Below are 23,557 nucleotides of genomic sequence, written 5' to 3' on the forward strand. Positions count from 1 at the left end.
CCATGTTCCGTTCCTTCGCGAACATCAACTACCGGATCTGGTTCGCCGGCGCCCTCGTGTCGAACGTCGGCGGGTGGATGCAGGCCACAGCCCAGGACTGGGTCGTGCTGACCGAGCTCACCGACAACGACGCGACCGCGATGGGCGTCACCATGGCGCTGCAGTTCGGCCCACCGCTGGTGCTGGTGAGCCTGACCGGCTGGGTCGCTGATCGCTTCGATCGGCGGAAGATCCTGCTGACCACGCAGACCGCGCTGCTCGGCCTCGCGATCGCGGTCGGATCCCTGCTGCTGGCCGGCGTGATGACCCTGCCGATGATGCTCGCGTTCGCCCTCGGGTTCGGCATCGTCAACGCGTTCGACGCACCCGCCCGGCAGGCCTTCGTGTCGGACATGGTGTCCGCCACGGAGACCTCCAACGCCGTGGCGCTCAACTCCGCCTCCTTCAACCTCGCCCGCATGATCGGCCCCGCGGTCGGTGGTCTGCTCATCGTCGCGATCGGCTCCGGTTGGGTGTTCATCGTCAACGCCGCGACCTTCCTCGCCATGATCGTCGCGCTGATGCTCATGCGCACGCACCTGCTGGCACCACGGCCGAAGAACCGCAGCCGCGGCGGCCTCGCGGAGGGCTTCCGGTACGTCTGGGCGCGCAGCGACCTCAAGGTCGTGTTCGTGACGGTGTTCCTCATCGGCGCGTTCGGCATGAACTTCCCCATCTTCGCCTCGACCATGGCGCTGGAGTTCGGAGCCGGCGCCGACGGGTACGGGGTGCTGAGCTCGGTGCTCGCTATCGGCTCCCTGATCGGCGCCCTCCTCGCCGCACGGCGGGACCGTGCGAGGGTGCGCGTGGTGATCCTCGCGGCGGGCGGCTTCGGGATCGCGGCCTTCGTCTCGGCCGCGATGCCCACCTACCTCTCCTACGCGGTCACGCTCACGTTCACCGGCTTCATGATCGTGACGCTGCTGACCACGGCCAACGGCTACGTGCAGATCACGACGGATCCGGCGCTCCGCGGCCGTGTCCTCGCCCTCTACATGGCCGTGATCATGGGGTCGACCCCGGTCGGCGCACCGATCGCGGGCTGGGTGGCGGACACGTTCGGTCCCCGCGCCGCCATCATGCTCGGCGGGACGGCCGGCTTCATCGCGTGCGCGATCGGGGTGACGTGGGTGCTGACGTCGGGGAGGCTGCGCCGCGAGGAGAGCAGCCGCTTCCGCCTGACCCTCGACGAGACCCGCCCACTGCGCGTCGTGCAGCCGGTCGAGCCGGTGGACTACACGGAGAAGGCCGCGGCGACGACGCCCATCCGGCTTCCTCGACGCGACGACGAGTGAGCTGCGGGCGCGTTTGTCAACGCCTTCCTCATCACGTCCCGGCGGTCGTAGCGTCGTGTCATGGACGAGAACATGAGCACCCCGCACCCGCAGGATCCGGCCGAAGGCGCTCCCGGCGTCGACGTCCCTGACGAGAACTCCGGCCAGGGCGACGGCACCGGCGGCGCGATCCAGGGCGACAGCTCCCGCGGCGAGTCGACCGGTGGCGCCATCCAGGGCAGTTCCGGCCCCGGCCACGACGCGCCGCTGGGCGGCGACGAGAACACCGAGGACGAGCTCGCGGCCGACAACGCCGCCGAGGAGGACACCCTCCGCACGCTCGACCCCGACTCCCCGCCGGCCTGAGCCGTCGACCCACCCCTTTCGAGACGAGCCACCCCCTTGCGAACGTTCGCAAGGGGGTGGGTCGTGCAGAAGGGGGTGGGTCGGCCGCGGTCAGGCGTCGAGTACCACCTTGAGCTGCTCGACGGCCCAGTCGAGCTCGGTCGCCCGGATGACGAGCGGGGGCGCGATGCGGATGGTCTGCCCGTGCGTGTCCTTCACGAGCACACCCCGGTCGAGCAGCTTCTCCGCGATCTCTCGGCCCGAACCGATCGCGGGGTCGATGTCGACGCCCGCCCACAGCCCGGCGATGCGCACGCCCGTGACACCGTGGCCGATCAGCGGCTGCAGCGCCTGCTCCAGGTGTGCGCCGAGTGCCCGCGCACGCTCCTGGAACTCGCCCGTCTGCAGCATCTCCACCACGCGCAGGCCGACGGCCGCCGCGAGCGGGTTGCCGCCGAACGTGGAGCCGTGCTCACCGGGACGGATCACGCCCAGCACATCGGTGTTCCCCACCACGGCCGAGACCGGGAGGATGCCACCGCCGAGCGCCTTGCCCAGCAGGTACAGGTCCGGCACGACACCCTCGCGGTCGCACGCGAACGTCTCGCCGACACGTCCGAGTCCGGCCTGGATCTCGTCGGCGATGAACAGCACGTTCTTCTCGTCGCAGATCTCACGGATGCGGCGGAGGTACCCCTCCGGCGGGATCACCACACCGGCCTCGCCCTGGATCGGCTCCACGAGCACGCCCGCCGTGTCCTCGGTGATCGCCGCGGCGATCGCCTCCGCGTCGCCGAACGGCACGCGGTCGAAACCGGGCGTGTAGGGACCGAAGTCGTCGTGCGCGGTCTCGTCGTCGCTGAAGCTCACGATCGTCGTCGTACGGCCGTGGAAGTTGCCCTTCGCCACGACGATCCGCGCCTTCCCCTCGGGGATGCCCTTCACGCGGTAGCCCCACGCCCTGGCGACCTTGATGCCGGTCTCCACCGCCTCGGCGCCCGTGTTCATCGGCAGGACGAGCTCCTTGCCGCAGAGCTCGGCGAGCGCGGCCGCGAAGGGCTCCAGCATGTCGCTCTGGAACGCCCGGCTGACGAGCGTGACCCGACCGAGCTGCTCGGTCAGTGCCGCGATGAGCGCGGGGTGACGGTGCCCGAAGTTGACCGCGGAATAGGCCGCGAGCAGGTCGAGGTAGCGCTTGCCCTCGACATCGGTCACCCACGCTCCCTCGCCGCGCGCGATCATCACCGGCAGCGGGTGGTAGTTGTGCGCGACGTGCGGCTCCGCGACCGCGGTGGGTCCCTGAGCCTGTCGAAGGGTCGGTGAGCTCGTCGAAGCGCCCTGAGCCTGTCGAAGGGTCGAAGCGCCCGCCGTCTGCTCGATCGTCACTTCGCACCCCGCAGCTCGAGCGTGCAGCACTTGATCCCGCCGCCACCGAGGAGGAGCTCGGACAGGTCGACGGTGATCGGGTTGTAGCCGCGCTCCCGGAGCTGCTGCTCGAAGCCCTTCGCCCGCGGCGAGATGATGACGTTGTAGCCGTCGCTCGAGGAGTTCAGGCCGAACACCGCGCCGTCCTCGTCCGACACGAGGATCGCGTCGGGGAAGCGCTTCTCCAGCTCGGCACGGCTGGCGTCGTCGAAGGCCCCGGGGAGGTAGGCGATGTTCGCCCGCTCGGGGCCGCCGTTCTCCACGCCCTGCACGGGGTCGAGCACCGCGATCGCGGTGTCGAGGTGGTAGAAGCGGGGGTCGGTGAGGTTCAGCGACACGACCTCGCGGCCGAAGACCTCGCCGACCTCGCGGTGGCTGTCGCCGGTGGAGCGGAACCCGGTGCCGGCGAGGATCACATCGCCCACGAGCAGGAAGTCGCCTTCGCCCTCGTTGACCTCCTCCGGCATGACGGTGTCGTAGCCGGCGGCGCGGAACCAGTCGGCGAAGGCCGGAGCCTCCCCCTGCCGCTCCACGAACCGGAACTCCGGCACGTAGGCGCGGCCGTCGATGAGGAACCCGCCGTTGGCCGTGTAGACCATGTCCGGGTAGCCGGGGAGCGGGTCGATGAGCTCGACCTCGTGGCCGAGCTCGACATACAGGTCGTAGAGCTTCTGCCACTGGGCGACGGCGTTGGCGGTGTCGGTCGGCCGCGACGGCTCCATCCACGGATTGATGGAGTAGTTCACCGTGAAGTGCTCGGGACGGCACATCAGGTAGTGGCGGCGGTGCGCGGTGCGCGTGGGGGCGGTGGTGACGGCGGTCTCCGGCGTCGACATGGATGCTCCTCGTGTGAACGGGCGCGGCGGACGCTGTCCAGGGGCCCGGCGGTCCTTCGACCCCCTGCTCGGAAGAGGCGGAGGGGAAGATGCGACTCGGGCACGCCGGTGACCATTGTGCCACCGGACCCTGGGCGCCACCAGCATCCGTCCCGTGTCGTCATCAGCCCTCGCGCTGCGTCACCACGACCTTGCCGACCGTGTGCCCGGCCTCGACGTGCGCGAGCGCCGACACGGCCTCGGCGAACGGGTAGGTGCGCTCGATCACGGGGACCAGGTGCCCTTCCTCCACGAGCTCGAGCAGCTTCGCGAGGATCTCCGGGTGCGAGGTCGCCGCGAGGGACACCACCCGGGGTCCGCGGACCGAGAGCACGGCGGCGCGGATCATCCGCGGCACAGGACCGAGTACGCGTCCGCCGTCGCCCGTCACCAGCACCACGCGACCACCCGTGCGGACGAGACGCTGCAGCTCGCGGATCGGCACACCTCCCGCGAGGTCGATGACGGCGTCGAACCGGGCGGAGGGCAGGTGCGTGAGCGGAGACGTGCGGTGGTCGAGCGTGCGCACGGCTCCGAGACGATCCAGCAGCAGGGCGTTCCGGGGACGGCACGTCGCCCAGACCTCGGCCCCACGGAGCGCCGCGAGTTGCACGGCGAAGGTCCCCACGCCGCCGGACGCCCCTATCACGAGGACCCGCTGCGCACGGTGCCGCAGCCCCACCCCGGCCGCATCGAGCGCCTGCCACGCGGTGCCTCCGGCGATCGGCAGGCACGCAGCCGCCTCGGGCGTCACATCCGGGGGCACGGGCACGACGCGGTCGGCCGCGATGCGGGCGCGGGAGGCGAGGCCGCCGCCGCCCTGCAGCTCTCCCACCACGAGTTCGCCGAGTTCGGCGTTCACGACGTCGGCGCCGACCGCCACGACGGTGCCCGCGACGTCGAGCCCCCGGACCGGGTGCTTCGGGCGCGTGAGGCCGAAGAAAGGCCGGACCAGCAGCGGATCGCCGAGGAGCAGCCGCACGTCGCCGGCGTTGAGGGCAGTGGCCTGCACGCGCAGCACGACCTCTCCCCGGTGGGGTTGCGGCACGGGCAGGCGGGTCAGCGAAGTCCCGGCGGCCGGGCCGTACGTCTCGCGGGTCCAGGCGAGCATCGTCTCGGTCATGCGGCACCTCCGGGGTCGGTGGGATACGCGAACAGGTCGTCGATCCCGACGCCGAAGGCCCGGGCGATCTGGAACGCCAGCTCGAGCGTCGGCGAGTACTTCTGCTGTTCGATCGCGATGAGCGTCTGCCTCGTGACCCCGATCGTGCGGGCGAGCTCGGCCTGCGTGAGTCCGGCACGCTCGCGGTGGGCGCGGATGCTGTTGGAGACGAGGGTGGGCTTGACCATCAGACCAGGCCCCGACGGTACGCGATCGCCCGGGCGACACCGCCGACGACGGCCGCCACGAGGAACCCCGCGAACATGGTGTTCGCGATCCAGAACGCGTCGGCAGCGAGACCGCACAGGACGATGACCCCGAGGCCGGCGATGGCGACGAAGGCCTGCTCCACGCGCGCCCCCATCCGGCCGATGTCCCGGTCGCGGATGTCGGAGCGGCCGACGCCGTCCGGATCGGACATCCCGGCGATGATGCCCCAGAGGATGCTGAGCACGATCGTCCCGACGATGCCCCCGCCGATCGTCCACAGCATCAGCGGGAACCAGTCCGTCGCGGTGAGCGGACCGCCACCGGCCTGCTGCATGAGCAGCAGCACGTAGACGACCGCGACGATCGGACTGACGATGAGCCCGGCCCAGACGTTGCGCTCCTCGTAGACCATGCGCTTCTCCTCGTGTCAAAGATTCTTGACACGAGAGTACGTCCGCATCGCACCTGTGTCAAGAATCTTTTACACCCGCATTCCGTCCCCGCGCAGTCTCTTCCGGGATCACAATCGCACCCCCGAGCCGCCGCTCCCGCCCGTTTCCGATCCCGCATGTCCTGCGCATCCCGAAGCGGGATCGAAAACGCACCTGCCGCGGGCCGGGAAGGCACCTTTTCGAGCCCGCACCGCACCGCACCGGCTCCGGCAGCCGCGCCGGGGGACGGGGTCAGATGACGGAGGCGCTCCAGGGGTCGGGGTTTCCGTAGCGGTGCGCGGTGATCGAGACGGACTGCTCGTGCACGAAGGGAAGGAGCTCGATGCGGGCGGCCGCCGTCACCTCCGCGTCGTACACCGCGAGGTCCGGATCACCGCCCGTCGCGACCGCCAGCGCCGAGTGCAGCGCCGCCACCGACTCCCGCCCGCCCACGAGCCGCACACGCTCATGCCGCGGAAGCACTGGACCCTCGGCATCACCCGAGGACCCCTCACCCGAGGTCGCCTGCATCCGCTGGAGCCACTCGGCCTCGGTCTCCAGGAACACCACGGCGTCGAGGTCGCCCAGAGCATGCCGCACGCCCGCCGGAAGCCCGACCGGAGTGGACACGACGAAGCCCGCCCCCGCACGCACCCCCGCGATCACGACCCGCAGCAGGTCGTGCAGGGCGGCGTCCTCGGTGGCGCGGATCTCCACCGGCACGGGCCGATACCGGAAGAGGTTGCGCTCGATCTCCAGCCGCGACACGTCTCGCACCCGGCCGAACTCCCGGTCCCAGGCCAACGCGTCCGACAGCGCGGACCGCCGGAGCCACTCGAAGGACTCGAACGGGAGGGAGGGCTGCGCGGCCTCGATGAGCGCGGTGATCCGGGAGTCGAGCCCGCGTAGGTGGAGGGTGCTCGACGCCGGGGACCCGTGCTGCGCGCGCCACGTTCCGAGCCCGATGAGGTGGTTCGGCCCGCCGGGCTTGGCACCGGCGCCGACGGAGGAGCGCTTCCACCCGCCGAACGGCTGCCGCTGTACGATCGCTCCGGTCGTGCCGCGATTGACGTAGAGGTTCCCGGCCTGCACGCGGTCGAGCCAGAAGGCCAGGTCGTCGGGATCCTGGGTGTGGAGCCCCGCCGTGAGACCGTAGGCGACCGCGTTCTGCAGGTCGACGGCCTTCGCGAGGGTCGGGGCGTGCATGATCCCGAGGACCGGTCCGAAGAACTCCTCGGCGTGGAAGCGGGAGCCGGACTGCACGCCGACCCGCACGCCGGGGCGCCAGAGCCGTCCGCTGCCGTCGTCGGCGGGATCGAGGGCGGGTTCGATGAGCCACCGCTCGTCGCCCTCCAGCTCGGAGAGGGCCCAGGCGAGCTTGCCCTCGGGCTTCTCGATGACGGGGCCCACCTCGGCGAGCGGATCCGAGGGCCACCCGACCCGCAGCGAGCGGACCGCGTCGGCGAGCTGACGCGCGAAGCGCTGCGAGCGCCCCACCGGCCCGACGAGGATCGCGAGCGACGCCGCGGAGCACTTCTGCCCCGCGTGCCCGAACGCGCTCTTCACGAGGTCGGCCACGGCGAGGTCGAGGTCGGCCGAGGGCGTGATGATCATCGCGTTCTTGCCGCTGGTCTCCGCGAGCAGAGGCAGGTCGGGGCGCCAGGAGCGGAACAGCGCCGCGGTCTCCCACGAGCCGGTGAGGATCACCCGGTCCACGGCCTCGTCCGTGATGAGGGCACGGCCGAGGTCGCCTTCCTCGATGTCGACGAGAGCGAGGGCCTCGCGGGGCACGCCGCCCTCCCACAGCGCCGCCACGAGCACCGCCGCGCACCTCCGCGCCTGCGGGGCGGGCTTGAGGACGACGCCGGACCCCGCGGCGAGCGCCGCCAGCACGCCACCGGCGGGGATCGCGAGGGGGAAGTTCCACGGCGGAGCGACGACGGTCACCCGGGCGGGGACGAACACGGCGCCGGAGATCGCATCGAGCTCGCGGCACGTCGCGGCGTAGTACCGGGCGAAGTCGACGGCCTCGCTCACCTCGACGTCGGCCTCGGCGAAGACCTTGCCGGTCTCCGCCGCCGCGACCTCGATCAGCTCCCCGCGGCGGGACTCGAGAGCGGCCGCCGCGCGCAGCAGCACCTCCGCCCGCTCGGCCGCGGGACGTGATCCCCACGCTGCCGCCGCGCCCTGCACGCCACGCACGATGCGGCCGAGGTCATCGGCGTCATCGACGCGGGCCGCGTCCAGGACATCCCTCCCGACCGCCGAGTCCGCGAGCCGCGCGCGGATCCCCGCCGCCCACTCGCGATTGGCGGGGAGGGCGAGGTCGGTGTCGGCCGTGTTCACGAAGCCCGGCGCGCCCCCGGTGTCCTCCCCGCGCTCGCGCGCGGCGTACACGGCGGTCTCGAGGTAGGCGCCGGTGTCGGTGTCGTCGGAGCCGCGCACGATGCCGAGCACCGCCTTCGTGAGGTCAGCCTCCGCCACCGGACCGACCGGGGCGGGGCGCACGGACTCGTGCACGGGCGCGAGGCGGTCCTGGGTGCGCCGCGGGCCGAGGCCGAGGGCCGGGTCCCCCGCCCGGTCGAGCGCGTCGAGGAAGCGCTCGGCCTCCCGCGCGAAGAGAGACTCGTCGTCGTGCAGGTGGAACGCCGCGGAGAGGAAGTTCTCGGACGACGCGTTCTCCTCCAGCCGCCGCACGAGGTAGCTGATGGCCACATCGAACTCGGCGGGCGCGACGACCGGCACGTACAGCAGTACCGGACCCACTTCGCGGGACACTGCCTGCACCTGCCCCTGAGCCATGCCGAGCAGCATCTCGAACTCGACCGCGTCGCGGACCCCGCGCTCCCCGGCGAGCAGCCACGCATGGGCGATGCCGAAGAGGTTGTGGCCGGCCACCCCGATCCGCACCGAGGACGTGTGCTCGGGCTGCAGCGCCCAGTCCAGGCAGCGCAGGTAGTTGGCGTCGGTGTCGAGCTTCGTGTCGTAGGGCGCGGGCGTCCACCCGTGCATCGTCGCCTCGACGTGCTCCATCGCGAGGTTCGCACCCTTCACGAGGCGTACCTTGATGCGGGCTCCCCCGTGGATCACGCGGTCCTGCGCCCAGGCGGTGAGCTCCTGGAGGGCCGGAAGCGCGTCGGGCAGATAGGCCTGCAGCACGATCCCGGCCTCGAGTCCGGTGAGCCGCGGGTCCTCCAGGAGCCGCGTGAAGACGGCGATCGTGAGGTCGAGGTCGCGGTACTCCTCCATGTCGAGGTTGATGAAGGTGCCGTCTTCCGCAGCCGTCACGTAGAGAGGGAGCAGCCGGTCGACGACCCGCTCGACGACCTCGTCGAAGCCCCACATCGAGATGCGGCTGACGATGGCGGAGACCTTGACCGACACGTAGTCGACATCCGGACGCCGGATGAGCTCGTGGATGCCGTCGAGCCGCCGCTGCGCCTCCGCCTCCCCCAGCACCGCCTCCCCGAGGAGGTTGAGGTTCAGACGCGACCCCGACTCCCGCAGCTTCTCGATCGCGGGTCCGAGCTTCGCGGGTCGCGCGTCCACCACGAGGTGCCCCACCATCTCGCGCAGCGCCCGCCGCGCGATCGGCACGACCGGCGTCGGCAGCACCGGGGCGACCCCGCCGCCGAGCCGCACGGCGGAGCGCAGGTACCACGGCAGGAACTCCGGCACGATGGGCGCGATCCGGCGCAGCTGGGCGGCCGCAGCGGTCAGGCTCTCCGGCCGCATCACGCCGTCGACGAAACCGAGGGTGAACGGCAGGCCGTTGGCGTCGCGGAGGACGCCGGCGAGACGCTCGGCGGCGGGGTCGACGTCGGCCGCAGCCGCCTCGATCACCCAACGGCGCGCGAGTTCGACGGCCTGATCGGCGAGGGATGCGGATGCCCCCGCCTCCGCGGAGGATGACGACGACTCTGCCATGTGACCACCCTAGGTCTCCGGTCGCGGAATCCCGGGGTGCCCGACCGGGCGGGCCGCAGCCGGGTCAGTTCCAGATGCTGGGGGCGGGCGTGCGCACGGGAGGCAGGGCGGACGCGGCGGCCCAGTCGTGCACCCACGCGTCGATCTCCGGCACCCCGTCGGGCTTGCCCACCGCGGCGAACAGCTCCTCGTTGCTGACCGTGCCGCCGGACCGGCGCAGGACGCGGGCCCGCACGATGGCCCTGGCGTAGACCTCGCCGGCGACCACCGCCCGGTGCTCCAGGAACAGCGCCTTCTCGTCGTGCCCGATGAAGCGGGACTGCACCTCGAACCGCTGCCAGAGCTGGAGCGACTTGCGGAAGGTGATGGTCTCGCTGGAGACCACCGCGTACCAGCCCTGCTCCTTCATCACGTCGAACAGCCCCGTGCGGATGAGGTGGTCCCAGCGGCCCAGGTCGAACAGCGACAGGTACCGGCCGTTGTTCATGTGGCGGAGGATGTCGAGGTCCGTGGGCAGGGTGGTCACGGTGACGGTGCCGACGGCGGTGGGGTCGAGGGTCTTCCCCTGCCGCACGCGGCGACGCGCACCGAGGATCACGAGGAGGGTCCGCCAGATCACATTCACGAGCACTGATCGTAGCCATCCGCGCACGACGGTCGAACTTCGTTGTCCGAATCCTCCATGCCGTCGAAGGGCTTCCCACGGGCCGTCATCCCGATTTCCGATTTCCACGGACCCGCCGTAGAGTCACCGCATGAGCGCCGAAGCCCAGCCCGAAGTCATCGTCCGTCCGGTCCGTGATGTGGATGCGGAAGCCCTCGGTCGCGTGCATGCGCAGTGCTGGCACGAGACCTACGATCACCTCATCAGCAAGGCGGCGCTGGAGAAGGTCTCGCCCCGCCGTATGGCCGAGCTGTGGACGCACTGGGCCTCGCAGGGCCCCGACTTCAAGATGAACGCGGCGCTCGTCGACGGCGAGATCGTCGGCTTCGTCGGCTCGGGTCCGGCCCGCGACAAGGACGCCCCGGCGTTCCGCGAGCTGTACTTCATCTACCTGCTCGACGCCTACCACTCCACGGGCATCGGACAGAAGCTCTTCGACGCGGCCGTCGAGAAGGACGAGCCGCTCTACCTCTGGGTCGCCGAGGACAACCCTCGCGCGCACCGTTTCTACACGCGCAACGGGTTCCACCTCGACGGCGCGGCGCACACCGAGCCGTTCCTCGGCGAGACGCTCACCGAGGTCCGCTTCGTGCGCCCCTGACCCTCGTCCTCACCGAAAGGGCCGCCCCACGGGGCGGCCCTTTCGTCTGCGCTCAGAGGCGTTCGATGATCGTGACGTTCGCGACGCCGCCGCCCTCGCACATCGTCTGCAGGCCGTACCGTCCGCCGGTGCGCTCCAGCTCGTTGAGCAGGGTCGCCAGGATGCGCGTGCCGGTCGCGCCGATCGGGTGCCCCAGCGCGATGCCGCCGCCGTTGACGTTGACCTTCTCGTGCGGCGCACCGGTCTCGCGCATCCAGGCGAGCACGACCGAGGCGAACGCCTCGTTGACCTCGAACAGGTCGATGTCCTCGATCCGGAGCCCGGTGCGCTCCAGCGCGTGCCGGGTCGCCGGGATCGGTGCCGTGAGCATGAGCACGGGGTCGTCGCCGCGGACGGAGACGTGGTGGATGCGGGCCCGCGGCGTGAGGCCGTGCTCCTGCACCGCCCGCGCACTGGCGATGAGCACGGCACTCGACGCATCGCTGATCTGCGACGCGACGGCGGCGGTGATCCGTCCACCGGGCGCGAGCGGCTGCAATCCCGCCATGCGTTCGAGGGTGGTGTCCCGGCGCACGCCCTCGTCGTGGTCGAGCCCGGCGAGCGGCGCGATCTCGGCCGCGAACCGCCCGTCGTCCTGGGCCCGGGCCGCGCGCCGATGACTCTCCAGCGCGTACCGCTCCATCTCCTCCCGCGAGATGTCCCACCGCTCGGCGATGAGCTCCGCTCCGCGGAACTGCGAGATCTCCTGGTCGCCGTAGCGCTCCCGCCACCCGGGGGACTCGGCGTACGGCGTCGTGAAGCCGTACTCCCGGCCGACGGTCGCGGCCGCGGTGAGCGGGATCCGCGACATGTTCTGCAGCCCGCCGGCGATCACGAGGTCGCTGGTGCCACTGAGCACCGCCTGCGCGGCGAAGTGCACGGCCTGCTGACTCGATCCGCATTGCCGATCGATCGTGACGCCTGGCACGTGTTCCGGGAAGTCGGCGACGAGCGACGCGGTGCGCGCGACGTTCCCGGCCTGCCCGCCGATCGCATCGATGGCTCCGAGGATCACGTCGTCCACGGCGCCGGGGTCGATGCCGGTCCGGTCGACGAGGGCCCGCAGACTGTGCGCGCCGAGGTCGGCGGGGTGGATCTCCGCGAGAGCGCCGCCACGGCGTCCGACCGGCGAACGGACCGCGTCGACGATGTAGGCCTCTGCCATGATCTCCCTCTTCTCAGTCCTCCGTGCCGGCCGGCAGGAGCAGCCGGAAGCGCTCGCACAGCACCGGCATATCGGGTTCGTAGCCGCGCGGGTTCTCGGAGTGGGTGCGCCAGTAGCGCTCGTGCACCTCGCGCCAGTGCGCCAGGGTGCGATCGCCCTCCCCCTCGGCGAAGGCGTGCACCTCGTCGACCTCGTCGAACGGAACGATGCCGATCGCCGTGGTCTCGATCACGGCGCGCGGAGCGCCGGTCCCATCGAGGATGATGCTGAGCTCGCCGACGGTCGGCAGCGGATCCCCCGACTCCTCGTAGTCCCAGAGAGAGGACGCCGTGCCCACCTTGATACCCGCGAGCACGAGCTCCAGGAGCTCGTCGGCGTGCTCCGGCGTCGCGCCGAAACCCCACGCCTCGGGAAGAGGCTCCGGCAGGTGGGGCAGCGCGATGCGGGCCTCGCGCCAGTAGTCCTCGATGGCGGTGCGATCGGTCATGGATCAGCGCCCCGAGACCTTGCCGAACGCCTTCGCGATCGGCGCGAGCACGAGCGGGCGCGCAGCGACCCAGGCGACCGCGATCACGACGAGCGAGGCGATGAACACCCAGAACCCCGTCCACGTCGCGGCATCCTGCGCGGCGAACATGTGGTTGAGGTTCCGCAGGAAGCCGGTCAGCATCACGAGCGCGACGTGCGCGATGATGAACGCCACGAAGTAGAGCATCACCGGGAAGTGCAGGGCACGCGCCCACTCCACCGGGTACGCCTTCGACAGGCGCTCCGCCCTCTTGGGCCAGAGCCCCGACATGCGGAACCCGGTGACCGCGGCGAGCGGCGCCGCGAGGAAGACGGTGACGAAGTAGGCGAGCTGCTGCAGGCTGTTGTAGTTGTTCCAGCCGTTCTCGTGCGGCCAGTCGAACGAGATGTACTGGAGGGCCGCCGACAGCGCGTTCGGGAACACCTCCCAGCTCGTCGGCACGATCCGCACCCAGTGCCCGGTGACGAACAGCAGGACGACGAAGATCACGCCGTTGACCAGCCACAGGATGTCGAGCGCCTGGTGGAACCAGAGGTTCAGGCTGATCTTGCCCTTCGGGTTGTTCCGCGGGGACCAGAACACGCTCGGCCGCTTCTCGGTGCGCACCTGCAGCCCCGAGCGGATGATCAGCACGATCAGGAACATATTGAAGAAGTGCGCCCAGTTGACCCACGGCGCGAAGCCGGGCTCGACCGGGATCGGTGGCTCGTACTCGCCAGGGAAGGCCGCCAGGAAGTCCTGCATGAACGGGAGGCTCAGCAGCGTGCGGACGAGGGCCACGGCCGCGGCCGCGAGCACGCCGAGGGCGGCGGCGCCGAACAGCGTCGCGATCGCCTGGGTCCATGTCGGGCGACGGCGAGCGCCGGAGACGGTCGATGAGGCGGCGGCCGGGAGATGCCGCGGTGCTCGACCGTTCCAGACCGTACGGGTCCAGGGCAGCGGCGCGCTGATGTCGGCGCCGGTGGCGAGCGCGGTCCCCGGGACAGCGGCCGGCTCGGAGACGAGGGTCGCGGACGGCGCCGCCGCCTCCGGGATCGCGGAGACATCCGCCGCCACGGCCGGGGAGGGAGCGGAGGTCGGACGGGCGGGCACGGTCCCCGCGGGGGGCCAGGGCTCGCCACCCGGGACTCGGGGCAGTCCGCGGCGGACGCTCTCGCCTGCGGCGGGCGTCTCGGGAGCAGGCGCCGCAGCAGGAGTCCGAGCCGGCGCGGCGGACGACGCAGCGGCAGCGGGGGCGGCAGGAGGCGCGGCGGACGCCGCGGCGGAAGGTGCGGTCTCGCCCGGCACCACTGCGGGTGCGGACGACGCCGCGCGCGCGGCCCCGACCGTAGACGGCGGCCAGGGCTCACCGCCGGGAACGCGCGGGAGACCCCGGCGGAGCGCCCGACGCGGCGCGGCGTCCGGCTGCGCAGCCTGGACGCCGGTGGCGTCCGGCGTGACCGCGGTGGGGTCGTCCTCCCCGCGCTCCGGCGTCGCGGAGACCGGCGTCGCCACCGGCGCCTCGACGGCGACGGCCGCATCGACGGTCTCGACCGTCGCATCGGCGGGCGGCCACGGCTCGCCCCCCGGCACCCGCGGAAGCCCGCGGCGCAGCACCCGCGTCGCCATGACTACTTCTTCCGTGCCTCGAGCGCGGCGATCACCTGCGGGACGATCGCGAACACGTCGCCGACGATGCCGAAGTCGGCGACGTCGAAGATCGGCGCCTCCGGGTCCTTGTTGATCGCCACGATGTTCTTCGACGTCTGCATGCCGGCCCGGTGCTGGATCGCGCCGGAGATCCCGAGCGCGACATAGAGCTGCGGCGACACCGAGACCCCGGTCTGCCCGACCTGATGGGACTGCGGGATGTAGCCCGCGTCGACCGCGGCGCGCGAGGCACCCACGGCCGCGCCGAGAGCGTCGGCGAGCTCCTCGACGAGCACGAACTTCTCCTTCGACGCGAGGCCGCGGCCACCGGAGACGACGCGGGTCGCTCCGCGCAGCTCGGGACGGGACGAGGTGGCCTCGACGGTCTCGACGGGGCCCGCCGTCGCGGCGACCGCTCCGGACGGGGTGACCGCGAGCTGCTCGACCTGCGGGGAGGCGACCGCCTCGGCCCTGGCCTCCACCGCGCCCTGGCGCACCGTGACGATGAGCGTGCCGTACGTCGCGGCCGCATCGACGAGATACGCCCCGCCGTAGACCGAGTGGTGGGCGACGATGCCCTCGTCGTCGCGGGAGACCCCGACGGCATCCACGGCGAGAGCGCTCTTCGATCGCACCGCGAACCGGCCGGCGACATCGCGCCCGGAGATCGAGTTCGAGATGAGGACGGCTTCGGGCTGCACCTGCGCGGCGGCGGCCTGCAGCGCGTCGACGATCGGGACCGTGAGCGCCGACGGGTCGCCCTCGGCCGTGAGCACGACCGCGGCTCCGGCCGCCGCGGCCGTGGCGACCGCGGTCTCGGAACCGCCGACGATCAGTGCCACCGGCGTGCCGATGGCCGCCGCCGCGCCGAGGAGTCCGGCGGTGCTGCTGGCGAGCTCGCCGGACGGGTCGACGTCGAGGAGCACGAGGATCGGGTTCTCGGGGTACGCCATGTCACACCAGCCTGTTCTGCACGAGGAACTCGACGAGCTTCTCGGCGGCATCGCCCTCGTCGGTGATCTTGACACCGGCCGCCCGCGGAGGCTTCTCGGAGACGGCGGTCATGATGGTGCGCGGAGCCGCCGCGGGGTCCGCCGACACGTCGAGGTCGGCGAGGGACAGCACCTCCAGCGGCTTCTTCTTCGCCGCCATGATGCCCTTGAAGTTCGGGAACCGGGCGTCAGGGAGGGCCTCGGTGATGGAGATCACGGCGGGCAGCGGCGCGGTCACCTGCTGGTTCCCCGCGTCCGCGCCCCGGGTGCCGGAGATGCCGTCGGCCGTGATCTCGACCGCGGAGAGGGCGGTGGCCTGCGCCCAGCCGAGGTGCTCGGCGAGCATCGCGGGCAGGACGCCACCGGCGCCGTCGGTGGACAGGTTGCCGGTGATGACGAGGTCAGGGGCGCCACGGCGGATCGCGGCGGCGAGGACCTCGGCGGTGAGCCCCAGGTCGGCACCGACGAGCTGCTCGTCGACGATGTGGATCGCGGAGACGGCGCCGATCGCGAGGGCCCGTCGCACCGACGCGGTCGCGCTCTCCGGCGCCATCGTGAGGGCCACGACCTCGGTGCCCTCGTTCTTGTCGGCGTAGGAGAGAGCGACCTCGAGGGCCCGTTCCGTGATCTCGTCGAGGACCACATCCCCGGCGCCGCGATCGGCGAGGCCGGTCTCCAGATTCAACGTGCGATCACCATAGGTGTCCGGCACCTCTTTGACCAGGACGAAGATCTTCATCGAATGCTCCTCACGACACGCTGAGTCTATCCGCCCGCTCTTCTATGTAGCCAAAGACAGAGGGATCCGCAGGCTGCACCCGACATTTCGGCCGCGAATGTATACATAGTCGACAGTTGCCGTCCTCGGCTCGCCGCTGGCGACCGGGGGCGCCCTACGCCGGTACCGTAGAGACGTGGTCCGACCCCGCCCGCTTCCCGTCGACCCGCTCGCCGAGGCGAAGCGGCAGTGGATCGCGCACGGCTGGACCGAGGCCGCAGACGGCATGACGGTCGTCACGTCGGTGATGCGGGCCCAGCAGCTCCTCCTCGCCCGCGTCGACGCGGCCCTCAAACCGTTCGCGCTGAGCTTCGCGCGGTACGAGGTGCTCCGGCTGCTCGCCTTCAGCCGGGCCGGACGACTGCCGCTGTCGAGCGTCGTCGCGCGCCTGCAGGTCCACGCCACCACCATCACCAGCACCGCCGAGCGGCTCGTGCGCGACGGCCTCGTGATCCGCGAACCGCACCCCCACGACGGACGCGCCGCGATGCTCGCCCTGACCGACGCCGGGCGCGACCTCGTCGAGCGCGCCACGACCGCCCTGAACGCCGACGTCTTCGCCGACCCCGGCATGAGCGAGGCCGACGCCGCGGAGCTCGTCGCCATCGTCGCCCGCCTGCGGCGTGACGCCGGCGACTTCATCGATCCGCGCCCCCTCCCCGAACCGCTCTGATGCCCCGGTTCGTGCTCGACACCGTGATCGCGGCGCCCCGCCCGGTCGTCTTCGCCGCGGCACTGGACCCCGAACTGCATCTGCAGTCCATGGCGCGATACGGCGAGACCATGATCGAGGAGCCTGCGGGCGGCGCGTTCACCGAGGGGTCCACGGTGACCTGGCGCGCACGGCACTTCGGCATCCCGTTCCGCCTGCGCTCCGTGGTGTTCGACATCGACGCGCCGCATCGGTTCACGGACCGTCAGATCGCCGGACCGTTCCGCGAGCTCCGGCACGAGCATGTGTTCGAGGAGCACCCGCGTGGCACCCTCATGCGGGACACCGTCGCGTTCCGGTCGCCTTTCGGGCCCCTCGGCCGCCTCGTCGACACCCTGGTCCTGGGACGGTACATGGAGCGGCTGATCGCGGAGCGCAACACCGCCCTCGTCGCCGCGATCGAGGACGGCGGGCGTACTCTTCCTGCATGAGCGAACTGCGCGTGCACACCGTCCTCACCGGTCGCGGTCCCGCCGCGGCGATCCTCCTCACCGACGAGCAGGTGGCCTCCTTCGGCGCGGGGAAGACCTTCCCGGTCGCGGTCACGATCGGCGCCCGCACCGCCCGCCTGCGCCTGGCCCGGATGGGCGGCGAGAACATGATCGGTCTCAGCAAGGCCGCCCGCGCAGACCTCGGGGTGGAGATCGACCAGGAGGTGGACGCCGTGATCCGGCTCGACACCGCAGAGCGGACGGTCGAGGTGCCGCCCGCCCTGGCCGCCGCCCTCGACGCCGACCCCGCGGTGCGCGCGGCCTTCGACGCCCTCTCCCCCTCAGCGCGGAAGGAGCACGCCAGGGCGGTCGCCGACGCCAAGCAGGACGCGACGCGCGACCGCCGGATCGCGAAGATCGTGGAGTCCCTGCGCGGCTGACCCGTTCACAACTCAGGAGAATTGCGGCCCACAACCACGCGCAACCGCAGAACGCCGGCTCCGCGACCGATCCTCCTGAGTTGTGAACCGCGATCAGCGGTTCTGGAAGTCGGGCGTGCGCTTCTCGCGGAAGGCCGCCATCCCCTCCTTCTGGTCGTGCGTGTCGAACAGCGCCGCGAACGCCTGCTTCTCGTGGGCGAGGCCGGCGGACAGCGTCGTCTCCATCGCCGCATCGAGCGCGGCCTTGGCGGCGTAGACCGACGGCAGCGACTTCGACGCGATCGTCTCCGCCAGCGTCGTCGCCTCGGCCAGGAGGTCCGTCGCGGGGACGACGCGGGACACGAGTCCGGAGCGCTCCGCTTCCTCGGCCCCCATGAAGCGGCCGGACAGCACGAGCTCCGCGGCCTTGTAGTACCCGACCGCGCGGATGAGCCGCTGCGTGCCGCCCATGCCGGGGATCACCCCGAGGTTGATCTCCGGCTGTCCGAACTTCGCGGTGTCCGCGGCGAGGATGATGTCGCACATCATCGCCAGCTCGCAGCCGCCGCCGAGCGCGAATCCGGAGACCGCCGCGATGACCGGGGTGCGCACGGCAGCGAAGTCGTGCCAGACGCCGAAGTGGTCGGTCTCGAGCATCTCCGCCGCGGACATGCCCTCCATCTCCTTGATGTCGGCACCGGCCGCGAAGGCCTTCTCGGAGCCGGTCAGGACGATCGCCCCGATCCCGTCATCCGCATCGAAGGCCTGCGCGGCCGCGGTGACCTCCTCGGCGAGCCGGCTGTTCAGCGCGTTGAGCGCCTCCGGACGGTGGAGCGTGATCCACCCCACGCGTCCGCGCTGCTCCACCAGGATCGTCTCGTACTCGGTCATCGCTGCCGCCTTCCTGTCGTTTGTCATCCACCCTCCCCTTCGAATCGCCCGATGTGCTGCATTTCGGCCGGATTCGGCGCCAATCGCGCGATTCGAAAGCCGGGGTCAGCCGCGGATGTCGGTGATGATGCCGGAGAAGTCGCGGGCAGCGCCGTCGCCGGCGGCGTAGGCGGCGTACAGCTCCTGCGCCAGACGACCCATCCGGGCATCCGTCGAGGTCTGCTCGATGGCCTGCAGCGCGAGACCGAGGTCCTTCGCCATGAGGGCTCCGGCGAACCCCGGCTGGTAGTCCCGGTTCGCGGGGCTCGTGGGCACCGGTCCGGGCACGGGACAGTTCGTGGTGAGCGCCCAGCACTGCCCGGACGCCTGGGACACCACATCGAACAGGGCCTGATGCTCGAGCCCGAGCCGCTCGCCCAGCACGAACGCTTCGGCGACGGCGATCTGCGACACCGCGAGCACCATGTTGTTGCAGACCTTCGCTGCTTGACCTAGCCCCGGGCCGCCGCAGTGCACGATGCGCTTCCCCATGATCCCCAGCAACGGAAGCGCCGCCGCGAAGTCGTCATCGGAGCCCCCGACCATGAACGCCAGGGTCCCGGCCTCCGCCCCGACCACACCTCCGGAGACCGGAGCATCGATGTGCCGATGGCCCGCGGCGAGCGCGAGCGCATGGGCGGCCCGCGCCTCGTCCACCGCGATGGTCGACGACTCGATGAACAGCGTCCCGGGGCGCGCGGCCGCCAGCAGCTCCGTGCGGTAGGCCTCGATGACGTGCTTCCCCGCCGGGAACATCGTGACCACGACCTCCGCGTCCGTCACGGCCTCCGCGCCGCTCGCGGCCACGGGGATCCCGGCCGTCCCCGCCGCCTCGATCGCCCCGGGCACGAGGTCGAAGCCGTGCACCTCGTGTCCGGCGGCGACGAGGTTCTTCGCCATCGGCAGGCCCATGTGGCCGAGGCCGAGGAAGGCCACGCGGGTCATGAGGCGCTCCGCATCGACGTCGACCCCGCGGGTCGCAGCATCTCCCGCCCCACGATGAGGCGCATGATCTCGTTCGTCCCCTCGAGGATCTGATGCACGCGGAGGTCGCGGACGATCTTCTCGATGCCGTAGTCCTGCAGGTAGCCGTAACCGCCGTGCAGCTGGAGGGCGCGGTTGGCCACCTCGAAGCCGGCGTCGGTCGCGAAGCGCTTGGCCATCGCGCACCGCATCGTCGCGTCCGGCGCCTTCTCGTCCACCGCCTGCGCGCCGTCGCGCATCATCAGCCTCGCCGCCTGCAGGTCGGTGCGCATGTCGGCGATCGCGAAGAGGATCGACTGCTTCTCCGCCAGCGGCTCCCCGAACGCGACGCGCTCGTGCACGTACTGCACGGCTTTGTCGAGCGCTGCCTGCGCACCGCCGATCGAGCACGCCGCGATGTTGAGGCGTCCGCCGTTGAGCGCCGACATCGCGATCGCGAAGCCGCGGCCCTCGTCGCCGAGCATCGCGGACGCCGGCACCCGCACGCCGTCCATGATCACGGGACGGGTGGGCTGCGCGTGCCACCCCATCTTCTTCTCCGGGGCGCCGAAGCTCAGGTTCTCCGCGTCCCCGGGGACGAGGAAGGCGCTGATGCCCCGGGCTCCCGGCTCGCCGGTCCGCGCCATGACGACGTACACCGCGGCCTCACCGGCTCCGGAGATGAACTGCTTCACCCCGGTCAGCACGTACTCGTCGCCCTCGCGGACGGCGCTGGTCGCGATGTTCGCCGCGTCGGATCCGGCTCCCGGCTCCGTGAGGCAGTAGCCGCCGAACTCCTGCATGGCGGTCAGCGATGGCAGCCAGCGCGACCGCTGCTCGTCGTCGCCGTAGGTGTCGATCATCCACACCACCATGTTGTGGATGGAGATGTAGGCGGCCACGGCGGGGTCGGCCTTGGCGAGCTCCTCGAAGATGGCGACGGTGTCGACGCGGGTGAGCCCCGTGCCGCCGAACTCCTCGCTCACGTAGATCCCGCCGAGGCCGAGTTCGCCACCGCGCTGGAGCGACTCCCGCGGGAACAGGTGCTTCTCGTCGCGTTCGGCGGCGAACGGAGCGAGCTCCGCGTCGGCGAACTCCCGCACGGCGTCGAGGATCGCCTCGCGCTCCTCGTCGGTGGTGGTGACAGTGGTCATGGTCATCGCGTGTCCTTAGTGCATGGTGGGGATCACGAAGCTCGCGCCCTCGCGGATCCCCGACGGCCAGCGGCTCGTCACGGTCTTGGTCTTCGTGTAGAAGCGGAAGGCGTCGGCGCCGTGCTGGTTGAGGTCGCCGAAGCCGCTGCGCTTCCAGCCGCCGAACGTGTAGTAGGCGATCGGCACCGGGATGGGCACGTTCACGCCCACCATCCCGACCTCCACCCGGGCGGCGAAGTCGCGGGCGGCATCGCCGTCGCGCGTGAAGATCGCGACACCGTTTCCGTACTCGTGCTCGGAGGCCATGCGCAGCGCCTCCTCGTAGTCGGCGGCGCGGGCGATCACGAGCACGGGGCCGAATATCTCCTCGCGGTAGATCGCCATGTCGGTCGTCACGTGGTCGAAGAGCGTCGGCCCGAGGTAGAAGCCCTCCTCGTGCCCGGGGACCGTGAAGCCGCGGCCGTCGGCGAGCAGCGTCGCGCCCTCGTCGATCCCCTGCTGGATGTAGCCCTCAACCCGCTCGACCGCGGCGCTCGTGACCAGGGGGCCGTAGTCGACGTCCTTCGCCAGGGACGGCCCGACGCGCAGCTGGGCGACGCGTTCGGTGAGCTTGGCGGCGAGCGCATCCGCGGTCTCCTCGCCGACCGGGACCGCGACGGAGATGGCCATGCACCGCTCCCCCGCGGAGCCGTAGCCGGCGCCGATGAGGGCGTCGACGGCCTGGTCGAGGTCGGCGTCGGGCATCACGATCATGTGGTTCTTCGCGCCGCCGAAGCACTGCGCCCGCTTGCCGTGAGCGGCCGCGGTGGCGTAGATGTACTCGGCGATGGGCGTGGAGCCCACGAAGCCGACCGCGCGGATCCGGTCGTCGGTGAGCAGCGTGTCCACCGCCTCCTTGTCTCCGTGCACGACGTTGAGGACACCGGCGGGCAGGCCCGCCTCGAGGAACAGCTCGGCGAGACGCACGGGCACGGAGGGGTCGCGCTCGCTCGGCTTGAGCACCACGGCGTTGCCGGCGGCGAGGGCGGGGCCGGCCTTCCACAGCGGGATCATGGCGGGGAAGTTGAAGGGCGTGATCGCCGCGACGACTCCGAGCGGCTGCCGCATCGAGTACACGTCGATGCCGGCCCCGGCACCGGTGGAGTACTCGCCCTTGAGCAGGTGCGGGGCCCCGGCGGAGAACTCGATGACCTCGAGACCCCGCTGGATGTCACCCTTGGCGTCGTCGACGGTCTTGCCGTGCTCGCTCGCGAGGAGTTCGGCGAGCGAGGTCATCTCCTGCTGCACGAGGTCGAGGAACCGCAGCAGGACGCGGCTGCGCTTCTGCGGGTTGGTCGCCGCCCACGCGGCCTGGGCCTGCTCGGCGTTCCCGATGACGCGGCGCACCTCCTCCGCGGATGCGAGCGGCACCCGGGCCTGCACGGCGCCGGTGCTCGGGTCGAAGACGTCGGCGAAGCGGCCGTCTTCCGGGGTGACATGCGTTCCGCCCACGAAGTGCGGGATAGTACGGGTCATTGTGCGACATCCCTCCGTGCCCTCTTTGGCACATCGGCGAGTTTACTCCGACGACCGTGAAAATACGAGGACGTCCTTGTATCTTGCGGCGCCCGCGTTCGGATGCCGCCGTCGCCCGTTCTCCGGTCGTTCACCCGCCGGACATCCGGGCCGATTACAACTGCAGATGCACGGCACAGACTCAGACCGGATCGGGTAGTCGCGTCTCCCGTGCACACGGTGAGCACTCTCGCTCCCGAGACCCCCGCCGAATCGGGTCGGCGGGGGTCTTCTTCTTCCCTTCGGACCCAGCGCGACAGCAGCGGTGGGAGCGTGGGGGCATGGGACGACGACACGAGCTTCCGGCCCGCTTCGGGGTGGACTTCGCGGTACGGACGGCGCGGCTGCACGGCGTGAGCCGCGGTCGATTGCGCGGATCCGACCTCGAGGCTCCGTTCCACGGCGTCCGCGTGCACCCGCGAGCGGACCCCGTGATCGACATCGCCGACCCGTACGAACGTCAGCGACGAGCGCGGGTGGCACGAGCCCAGTCCTACGCGCCGATCCTGCACACCGGACACTTCTTCAGCCACGCGACCGCCGTGTCGACGTGTTCGACGACCGGGGTCGCTGGCGGCACCCGACCCGGATTCGGAGCCAATCGCGCGACTCGAAGGAGAACTAGAATCGACCAGGCGCCGCGACCCTGGCGCCGTCGCCCCGCGTCCGCACCCCGACGCCGCTCACCCCGAGGACCGCACCATGTCCGCATCCGCCCCTGTGTCCGAACCCGTCACCGTCTCCATCCGCCGCGAGGTCGACCCGGAGCGCATCGCCGAGGCGACCGCGTGGGTGCAGACCGGAGTGAACCTCGCGACGAAGTACCCGGGCTTCCTCGGCTCCGGCTGGGTCCGCGCCGGCGAGGACTCGCAGGTCTGGCACATGCTCTACCGCTTCGCGAGCGAGGACGCGCTGACCGCGTGGGAGCAGTCCGGGGAACGCGCGTGGTGGCTGTCGATGGGCCAGGGCTTCGTCCGCAGCGAGAGGTCCAAGCGCCGCTCGGGCATCGAGGGCTGGTTCGACGAGCCGTCCACCGGCTCCATCCCCGTCGTCGACCCTGACGGCACGACCAGCACCGTGACCGTCGCCCCCGCGCCGCCGCGGTGGAAGCAGGCCGTCTCGATCTGGCTCGGCTTCTTCCCCGTGAACCTCGCGTTCACCTACGCCATGAGCCCGGTGCCGGGATGGGACGCCGTGCCGCTGTGGCTCCGCGTGCTCATCACCACCCTCGTGCTCACGCCGATCATGACGTACTGGGTGCTGCCGTTCGTCACGCGCTCCCTGCGGAACTGGCTCGCCCGCTAGCGGA

The 23,557-nt window shown here is 71.4% G+C and carries 23 protein-coding genes; 7 read left to right on the plus strand and 16 right to left on the minus strand.

Features of this window, described 5'->3' with window-relative positions; translation table 11 throughout:
- Nucleotides 1-2: 2 nt before the first annotated feature.
- Together AB0P08_RS15810 and AB0P08_RS15815 are read left to right on the plus strand one after the other, a co-directional pair.
- Entirely contained in the window at nucleotides 3-1,334 is a 1,332-nt protein-coding gene (locus tag AB0P08_RS15810) for an MFS transporter (RefSeq protein ID WP_280567314.1), read from the plus strand.
- A gap of 60 nt (nucleotides 1,335-1,394) precedes the next feature.
- The gene (locus tag AB0P08_RS15815; protein ID WP_025105431.1) at nucleotides 1,395-1,679 is read left to right on the plus strand and encodes a hypothetical protein; all 285 of its coding nucleotides are present in this window, start codon (nucleotides 1,395-1,397) and stop codon (nucleotides 1,677-1,679) included.
- Between the two features lie 90 nt (nucleotides 1,680-1,769).
- On the opposite strand, the gene rocD is transcribed toward AB0P08_RS15815, so the two are convergent.
- The 7 genes from rocD to AB0P08_RS15850 all read right to left on the minus strand — a co-directional run bounded on the left by rocD (nucleotide 1,770) and on the right by AB0P08_RS15850 (nucleotide 10,313).
- On the minus strand, nucleotides 1,770-3,044 hold the full coding sequence (gene rocD / locus AB0P08_RS15820) for an ornithine--oxo-acid transaminase (protein WP_363590485.1): 1,275 nt from the start codon (nucleotides 3,042-3,044) through the stop codon (nucleotides 1,770-1,772).
- On the minus strand, nucleotides 3,041-3,919 hold the full coding sequence (ddaH, locus tag AB0P08_RS15825; RefSeq protein ID WP_187662474.1) for a dimethylargininase: 879 nt from the start codon (nucleotides 3,917-3,919) through the stop codon (nucleotides 3,041-3,043). Before ddaH ends, rocD begins: the two co-directional genes overlap by 4 nt.
- Nucleotides 3,920-4,082: 163 nt before the next feature.
- Nucleotides 4,083-5,081, minus strand: coding sequence for an NAD(P)-dependent alcohol dehydrogenase (locus tag AB0P08_RS15830; RefSeq protein WP_363590486.1), 999 nt, complete (start codon nucleotides 5,079-5,081; stop codon nucleotides 4,083-4,085).
- The gene (locus AB0P08_RS15835) at nucleotides 5,078-5,308 is read right to left on the minus strand and encodes a helix-turn-helix transcriptional regulator (protein WP_187662476.1); all 231 of its coding nucleotides are present in this window, start codon (nucleotides 5,306-5,308) and stop codon (nucleotides 5,078-5,080) included. The genes AB0P08_RS15830 and AB0P08_RS15835 overlap by 4 nt, the downstream gene beginning before the upstream one ends.
- Nucleotides 5,308-5,742, minus strand: coding sequence for a hypothetical protein (locus AB0P08_RS15840; protein ID WP_363590487.1), 435 nt, complete (start codon nucleotides 5,740-5,742; stop codon nucleotides 5,308-5,310). The genes AB0P08_RS15835 and AB0P08_RS15840 overlap by 1 nt, the downstream gene beginning before the upstream one ends.
- A gap of 271 nt (nucleotides 5,743-6,013) precedes the next feature.
- Nucleotides 6,014-9,688, minus strand: a complete 3,675-nt coding sequence (locus AB0P08_RS15845; protein ID WP_363590488.1) for a proline dehydrogenase family protein — start codon at nucleotides 9,686-9,688, stop codon at nucleotides 6,014-6,016.
- A gap of 64 nt (nucleotides 9,689-9,752) precedes the next feature.
- Nucleotides 9,753-10,313, minus strand: a complete 561-nt coding sequence (locus AB0P08_RS15850) for an acyl-CoA thioesterase (protein ID WP_187662479.1) — start codon at nucleotides 10,311-10,313, stop codon at nucleotides 9,753-9,755.
- Between the two features lie 130 nt (nucleotides 10,314-10,443).
- On the opposite strand from AB0P08_RS15850, the gene AB0P08_RS15855 reads away from it, so the two are divergent.
- Nucleotides 10,444-10,953 carry a GNAT family N-acetyltransferase gene (locus AB0P08_RS15855; protein WP_060922628.1) on the plus strand — a complete coding sequence of 170 codons (510 nt, stop codon included), beginning with the start codon at nucleotides 10,444-10,446 and terminating at the stop codon, nucleotides 10,951-10,953.
- Nucleotides 10,954-11,005: 52 nt separating this feature from the next.
- Here AB0P08_RS15855 and AB0P08_RS15860 read toward each other — a convergent pair whose 3' ends face one another.
- Genes AB0P08_RS15860 through AB0P08_RS15880 form a run of 5 tightly spaced genes read right to left on the minus strand, consistent with a single transcriptional unit; the run spans nucleotide 11,006 to nucleotide 16,046 of the window.
- Complete coding sequence (locus AB0P08_RS15860) at nucleotides 11,006-12,157, minus strand: acetyl-CoA C-acetyltransferase (RefSeq protein WP_363590489.1); 1,152 nt, start codon at nucleotides 12,155-12,157, stop codon at nucleotides 11,006-11,008.
- A 13-nt stretch (nucleotides 12,158-12,170) separates the two neighbouring features.
- On the minus strand, nucleotides 12,171-12,644 hold the full coding sequence (locus AB0P08_RS15865; RefSeq protein ID WP_363590490.1) for an ASCH domain-containing protein: 474 nt from the start codon (nucleotides 12,642-12,644) through the stop codon (nucleotides 12,171-12,173).
- A 3-nt stretch (nucleotides 12,645-12,647) separates the two neighbouring features.
- On the minus strand, nucleotides 12,648-14,294 hold the full coding sequence (locus tag AB0P08_RS15870) for a cytochrome b/b6 domain-containing protein (RefSeq protein ID WP_363590491.1): 1,647 nt from the start codon (nucleotides 14,292-14,294) through the stop codon (nucleotides 12,648-12,650).
- A gap of 2 nt (nucleotides 14,295-14,296) precedes the next feature.
- The gene (locus AB0P08_RS15875; RefSeq protein WP_363590492.1) at nucleotides 14,297-15,268 is read right to left on the minus strand and encodes an electron transfer flavoprotein subunit alpha/FixB family protein; all 972 of its coding nucleotides are present in this window, start codon (nucleotides 15,266-15,268) and stop codon (nucleotides 14,297-14,299) included.
- A gap of 1 nt (nucleotide 15,269) precedes the next feature.
- Nucleotides 15,270-16,046 carry an electron transfer flavoprotein subunit beta/FixA family protein gene (locus tag AB0P08_RS15880; RefSeq protein WP_363590493.1) on the minus strand — a complete coding sequence of 259 codons (777 nt, stop codon included), beginning with the start codon at nucleotides 16,044-16,046 and terminating at the stop codon, nucleotides 15,270-15,272.
- A 175-nt stretch (nucleotides 16,047-16,221) separates the two neighbouring features.
- On the opposite strand from AB0P08_RS15880, the gene AB0P08_RS15885 reads away from it, so the two are divergent.
- From AB0P08_RS15885 to AB0P08_RS15895, 3 genes are read left to right on the plus strand one after another with little or no spacing between them, the layout of a single operon-like run.
- Nucleotides 16,222-16,758, plus strand: coding sequence for a MarR family winged helix-turn-helix transcriptional regulator (locus AB0P08_RS15885; protein WP_259953343.1), 537 nt, complete (start codon nucleotides 16,222-16,224; stop codon nucleotides 16,756-16,758).
- On the plus strand, nucleotides 16,758-17,228 hold the full coding sequence (locus AB0P08_RS15890; protein WP_363590494.1) for an SRPBCC family protein: 471 nt from the start codon (nucleotides 16,758-16,760) through the stop codon (nucleotides 17,226-17,228). Before AB0P08_RS15885 ends, AB0P08_RS15890 begins: the two co-directional genes overlap by 1 nt.
- Nucleotides 17,225-17,668 carry a YdeI/OmpD-associated family protein gene (locus tag AB0P08_RS15895; protein ID WP_363590495.1) on the plus strand — a complete coding sequence of 148 codons (444 nt, stop codon included), beginning with the start codon at nucleotides 17,225-17,227 and terminating at the stop codon, nucleotides 17,666-17,668. Before AB0P08_RS15890 ends, AB0P08_RS15895 begins: the two co-directional genes overlap by 4 nt.
- Before the next feature lie 93 nt (nucleotides 17,669-17,761).
- On the opposite strand, the gene AB0P08_RS15900 is transcribed toward AB0P08_RS15895, so the two are convergent.
- The 4 genes from AB0P08_RS15900 to AB0P08_RS15915 form a co-directional block, all read right to left on the minus strand.
- Entirely contained in the window at nucleotides 17,762-18,538 is a 777-nt protein-coding gene (locus AB0P08_RS15900; RefSeq protein WP_363590539.1) for an enoyl-CoA hydratase-related protein, read from the minus strand.
- 105 nt (nucleotides 18,539-18,643) lie between these two features.
- Complete coding sequence (mmsB, locus tag AB0P08_RS15905; RefSeq protein ID WP_363590496.1) at nucleotides 18,644-19,522, minus strand: 3-hydroxyisobutyrate dehydrogenase; 879 nt, start codon at nucleotides 19,520-19,522, stop codon at nucleotides 18,644-18,646.
- Complete coding sequence (locus AB0P08_RS15910; protein ID WP_268777066.1) at nucleotides 19,519-20,700, minus strand: acyl-CoA dehydrogenase family protein; 1,182 nt, start codon at nucleotides 20,698-20,700, stop codon at nucleotides 19,519-19,521. The genes mmsB and AB0P08_RS15910 overlap by 4 nt, the downstream gene beginning before the upstream one ends.
- 9 nt (nucleotides 20,701-20,709) lie before the next feature.
- The gene (locus tag AB0P08_RS15915) at nucleotides 20,710-22,209 is read right to left on the minus strand and encodes a CoA-acylating methylmalonate-semialdehyde dehydrogenase (RefSeq protein ID WP_363590497.1); all 1,500 of its coding nucleotides are present in this window, start codon (nucleotides 22,207-22,209) and stop codon (nucleotides 20,710-20,712) included.
- A gap of 741 nt (nucleotides 22,210-22,950) precedes the next feature.
- On the opposite strand from AB0P08_RS15915, the gene AB0P08_RS15920 reads away from it, so the two are divergent.
- A complete protein-coding gene (locus AB0P08_RS15920) occupies nucleotides 22,951-23,553 on the plus strand; it encodes an antibiotic biosynthesis monooxygenase (RefSeq protein ID WP_062765537.1) in 603 nt (200 codons plus the stop codon).
- Nucleotides 23,554-23,557 lie beyond the last annotated feature (4 nt).

It is taken from the genome of Microbacterium meiriae (assembly GCF_040686935.1).
GTDB lineage: Bacteria > Actinomycetota > Actinomycetes > Actinomycetales > Microbacteriaceae > Microbacterium > Microbacterium meiriae.

Coding starts and splice junctions, on each gene's coding strand:
- AB0P08_RS15810 (WP_280567314.1), top strand. CDS start 3: ATGTTCCGTTCCTTCGCGAACATCAACTACCGGATCTGGTTCGCCGGC.
- AB0P08_RS15815 (WP_025105431.1), top strand. CDS start 1,395: ATGGACGAGAACATGAGCACCCCGCACCCGCAGGATCCGGCCGAAGGC.
- ddaH (WP_187662474.1), bottom strand. CDS start 3,919: ATGTCGACGCCGGAGACCGCCGTCACCACCGCCCCCACGCGCACCGCG.
- AB0P08_RS15830 (WP_363590486.1), bottom strand. CDS start 5,081: ATGACCGAGACGATGCTCGCCTGGACCCGCGAGACGTACGGCCCGGCC.
- AB0P08_RS15835 (WP_187662476.1), bottom strand. CDS start 5,308: ATGGTCAAGCCCACCCTCGTCTCCAACAGCATCCGCGCCCACCGCGAG.
- AB0P08_RS15840 (WP_363590487.1), bottom strand. CDS start 5,742: ATGGTCTACGAGGAGCGCAACGTCTGGGCCGGGCTCATCGTCAGTCCG.
- AB0P08_RS15845 (WP_363590488.1), bottom strand. CDS start 9,688: ATGGCAGAGTCGTCGTCATCCTCCGCGGAGGCGGGGGCATCCGCATCC.
- AB0P08_RS15855 (WP_060922628.1), top strand. CDS start 10,444: ATGAGCGCCGAAGCCCAGCCCGAAGTCATCGTCCGTCCGGTCCGTGAT.
- AB0P08_RS15860 (WP_363590489.1), bottom strand. CDS start 12,157: ATGGCAGAGGCCTACATCGTCGACGCGGTCCGTTCGCCGGTCGGACGC.
- AB0P08_RS15865 (WP_363590490.1), bottom strand. CDS start 12,644: ATGACCGATCGCACCGCCATCGAGGACTACTGGCGCGAGGCCCGCATC.
- AB0P08_RS15870 (WP_363590491.1), bottom strand. CDS start 14,294: ATGGCGACGCGGGTGCTGCGCCGCGGGCTTCCGCGGGTGCCGGGGGGC.
- AB0P08_RS15875 (WP_363590492.1), bottom strand. CDS start 15,268: ATGGCGTACCCCGAGAACCCGATCCTCGTGCTCCTCGACGTCGACCCG.
- AB0P08_RS15880 (WP_363590493.1), bottom strand. CDS start 16,046: ATGAAGATCTTCGTCCTGGTCAAAGAGGTGCCGGACACCTATGGTGAT.
- AB0P08_RS15890 (WP_363590494.1), top strand. CDS start 16,758: ATGCCCCGGTTCGTGCTCGACACCGTGATCGCGGCGCCCCGCCCGGTC.
- AB0P08_RS15895 (WP_363590495.1), top strand. CDS start 17,225: ATGAGCGAACTGCGCGTGCACACCGTCCTCACCGGTCGCGGTCCCGCC.
- AB0P08_RS15900 (WP_363590539.1), bottom strand. CDS start 18,538: ATGACCGAGTACGAGACGATCCTGGTGGAGCAGCGCGGACGCGTGGGG.
- mmsB (WP_363590496.1), bottom strand. CDS start 19,522: ATGACCCGCGTGGCCTTCCTCGGCCTCGGCCACATGGGCCTGCCGATG.
- AB0P08_RS15910 (WP_268777066.1), bottom strand. CDS start 20,700: ATGACCATGACCACTGTCACCACCACCGACGAGGAGCGCGAGGCGATC.
- AB0P08_RS15915 (WP_363590497.1), bottom strand. CDS start 22,209: ATGACCCGTACTATCCCGCACTTCGTGGGCGGAACGCATGTCACCCCG.
- AB0P08_RS15920 (WP_062765537.1), top strand. CDS start 22,951: ATGTCCGCATCCGCCCCTGTGTCCGAACCCGTCACCGTCTCCATCCGC.